The sequence below is a fragment of the Pseudoduganella sp. RAF53_2 genome, assembly GCF_052113985.1.
Lineage (GTDB): Bacteria > Pseudomonadota > Gammaproteobacteria > Burkholderiales > Burkholderiaceae_D > Rugamonas.
On the sequence record NZ_JBFRDW010000641.1, the window covers coordinates 1 to 3,430 of the forward strand.

Annotated in this window: 4 protein-coding genes; all 4 read right to left on the reverse strand. The window is 66.2% G+C overall.

Going from position 1 to position 3,430, the window contains the following annotated elements; translation table 11 throughout:
• Positions 1-173: 173 nt before the first annotated feature.
• Positions 174-665: a DinB family protein gene (locus tag AB4Z11_RS26975; RefSeq protein ID WP_442028920.1), complete on the reverse strand. Its 492-nt coding sequence runs from the start codon at positions 663-665 to the stop codon at positions 174-176.
• Positions 666-711: 46 nt separating this feature from the next.
• A complete protein-coding gene (locus tag AB4Z11_RS26980; protein ID WP_442028921.1) occupies positions 712-2,106 on the reverse strand; it encodes an efflux transporter outer membrane subunit in 1,395 nt (464 codons plus the stop codon).
• The gene (locus AB4Z11_RS26985; RefSeq protein ID WP_442028922.1) at positions 2,103-3,224 is read right to left on the reverse strand and encodes an efflux RND transporter periplasmic adaptor subunit; all 1,122 of its coding nucleotides are present in this window, start codon (positions 3,222-3,224) and stop codon (positions 2,103-2,105) included. The genes AB4Z11_RS26980 and AB4Z11_RS26985 overlap by 4 nt, the downstream gene beginning before the upstream one ends.
• The coding region (locus AB4Z11_RS26990; protein ID WP_442028923.1) for an efflux RND transporter permease subunit at positions 3,217-3,430 on the reverse strand (214 nt) is incomplete at its 5' end. The genes AB4Z11_RS26985 and AB4Z11_RS26990, both read right to left, overlap by 8 nt.

Below are 3,430 nucleotides of genomic sequence, written 5' to 3' on the forward strand. Positions count from 1 at the left end.
CGTCTACCCTGCCCTGTCCACGATTCGCGTGGATGGTACGCTGATCGGCAGCACGGCCGCAAAAGCCATTCTTCAGCGGGTAGACCCAAACAGCAGCGCGCCGGTCGAACGGGTAATGGACGTCGGATTCGAACTGGTTCACCGCGCCAGCACGTGAACCCCGGCGCCCAGGCTCAACTGCGGCGTGCGGGTTCGGTTTGATGCAGGAAGCGCGTGTACAGATCGCGCGGCGGGGACACGCCCCTGTCGCGCAGCATCTGGCCGACATTGCCACGGTGGTAGCAGCCGTGGGTGGAGATATGCAGCAGCATCTCTTCGCGTGACATGCTGCCCATATCGCCATCGGTGAACTGGAACTGGATGCGCTCTGCCAGCGCTGCCGGCGTCAGCGAGGAAACGTACTGCAGATACCACTCGTCGGTTTCCTCCACCGCCGCGCGCAGTTCGGACAGCGTGGGCGGCGGCACCAGGTGCGGCGAGGTGTAACTGTGCGGCACGCCGGAGAGGTGGGCGCGGAAGATGCGGTCCGTCACATAGATATGGCTCAGCGTGCGGAGCATCGGCTGCACCGACTCCGCGGCATTCAGCGTTCCCAGGGCTTCAAACAGTTCCTTGTTCGACCAGAGTTTGAAGGCGAATAGCGATTCCAGCGTGGCGACAGACATGGCTTGCTCCTTCAGGCGCAGAATCGCTATTGTCGCTCAAAACCCGCTACGACGCCTTCCAGCTGCCGCCCAGCGCACGAATCAGGCCAACCGATGCGTTCAGGCGCTGCACGCGCAGGTTGAGGTCCGCCTGGCGCGCCTGAAGCGACGCGGTCTGCGCGGATGTCACCTCCAGATAGGTCGCGATGCCGCCCTTGTAGCGGTTATTGGCCTGCTCCAGCACATGACCGCTGCTTTCAACGGCGCGCGACTGCGACAAGCGCTGATCGTCCAGCCAGTGAATCGCGGCCAACTGGTCTTCCACTTCGCCATATGCCGTCAGCACGGACTGCTTGTACGTCGCCACACTCTCGTCATACGCAGCTTGGGCGCCGCGTTGCTGGGCACTGCGGCGGCCGCCGTCAAACAGCGTCAGCGCAGCTTGCGGGCCAACGGACCACAGCAGATTCGGTGCGGTCAGCCAACTGCCGGGCGCCCCCGCATAACCGGCAGCGCCGCCCAGCGTGAAGGCCGGGAACCAGGCGGCGCGCGCGACGCCGATCTGCGCGTTGGCGGCCGCCACGCGGCGCTCGGCGGCGGCAACGTCGGGACGGCGCTCCAGCAGTTGCGACGGCAGGCCGCTTGCAACGGCGGGCGGCTCCAGCGCCAGTGCTGTGCGCGGCAGGCTGAATTTCGACGGCACTTCGCCCAGCAGAATGGCGATGGCGTGTTCCAGGCGGGCGCGCGACAGCCGGGTGGCGCCCAGCTGCACGCGGGCGTTTTCCAGCTGGGTGCGCGCCTGATACACGTCGGTCAGCGCGGCAGCGCCGCCCTGGTGACGCTGCTCCGTGATGCGGGCAGCATCCGCGTAAGCAGCGATAGCGCTTTCCAACAGTTCGGTCTGGGCGTCGAGCCCCGTGAGCAGGAACCAGTCGGCGGCGAGCTCGGATTGCAGCGACAGACGCGCCGTTTCCAGCTCGGCGCCGCTGGCGTCAGCGCTGTACGCGGCGCGCGCGGCACTGTTGCGGATGGCGCCCCAGAAGTCCAGTTCATAGGACATCTGCGCGCGTAGCGAGAGCGCATTGCCGATGGATGGTCCCGTGCCGCGCGCGTTCTGCGATGCGGCGATACGCTGGCGTTGCCCGCCGGCGTCCAGCCCGACGACCGGGAACAATGCGGCGCCACCTTCATCGGCAACAGCGCGTGCTTGCGCATAGCGTGCGGCGGCGGCCTGCAGCCCCAGGTTGGACGTGGCGGCACGCTGCTGCAAAGCGTTCAGCTGCTGGTCGCCAAACACGGTCCACCATGCGCCGCRCACGGTGGCGTCGGCAGGCTGCGCGGGCTGCCAGTCGCCGGCTTCCTTATACTGTTCGACAGCCGGCGTTTGCGGGGTCTGATAGGTCGGCGCCAGCGAGCAGGCGCTCAGCCCTGCTGCGGCCAGCAGTATCGCGAACTGCTTCATTGTGCTTTTCCTTGCGCCACGCGTACCAGCTGGTTCTGCACCAGTGAATCCGGCGGATTGATCACGACACGGTCGCTGGCGGTCACGCCGCTCAGCACTTCAAGCTCGGTGCCCAGGTCGCGCCCCGCCTGGATCGGCTTCAGGGTCACATGATTGTCGGCGCTGACGGTGGCCACCAGCAGACCATCGCCGCGGAACAGCAGCGCATTGGAAGGAACGCGCAGCGCGCCCGGGGCGCCGGGCAGCCTGAAGTGCACTTCGGCGTAAGCACCCGGTAGCAGCTGGCCTTCCTTGTTATCCACTTGCAGTTCGGTTTGCAGCGTACGCGTGACCGGATCGAGCGCATCGGCCGTGCGCACCACCGCTGCCGGCCAGTTGCGGTCGGAACGGTCGGTGAACTTCACGTCCGCCTGCACGCCTGCGCGCATCGAAGCCGCATAAGCCTGCGGCACCTGCACATAGACGCGMAGCTTGCGCGTGTCGGCAATGTGGAAAAGTTCCGCGCCGGTGCCGGTGGCAATCAGGCGCCCCACGTCGGTATTGCGGGCGGTGATGGTGCCATCGAACGGCGCCAGCACGCGCTGGAAGCCGCGCAGGTCGCGCACGCGCTGCAGATTGGCGCGGGCAGCGGCGGTAATCTGGTGCTTGGTGGCGAAATCGCCCGCCTTCTCGTCCGCTTCCTGGTGCGACACGGACTCGGTCTTCAGCAAACCCTGCCAGCGTTCGTGCGTGCTGCGCGCCAGCGACTCATTGGCTTCCGCGCTGGCCAGGTCGGCTTCGGCCTGTTTCAGTTGCTGGTCCACTTCAGGCGTATCGATTTCCGCCAGCAGCTGTCCAGCCTTGACCTTGCTGCCGATATCCACGTGCCAGCTTTTCAGGTAGCCGCTGGTGCGGGCGTAAATCGGCGCATCAGCGATAGCGATGGTATTGCCGGGCAAGGACAGCGCTTCGTCGGCCGCACCCTGCGCTACGGGCCGAACCGATACCAGCGACACCGCGGCTTCATCCGCCTGGTGCTGCAAGGCGGCGTGCGCCTGCACGCGGGTGAAGATGCCCCACGCAGCCAGTGCGCCCAGCACTGCCAGCGGCAGCACAAAATTCAAATTCTTCTTAAGCATGAATGGCTCCTTTGGCCGTGCGGCGCTCTGCCAGCCAGCCGTGAATAATCGTGAAAGCAGTCGGGACGAAAAGCAGCGTGGCGATGGTTGCCAGCGACAGGCCGCCAATAACGGCGCGGCCCAGCGGCGCATTCTGTTCGCCGCCCTCGCCCAGGCCCAGTGCCAGCGGCACCATGCCGATGATCATGGCCAGTGCCGTCATCAGC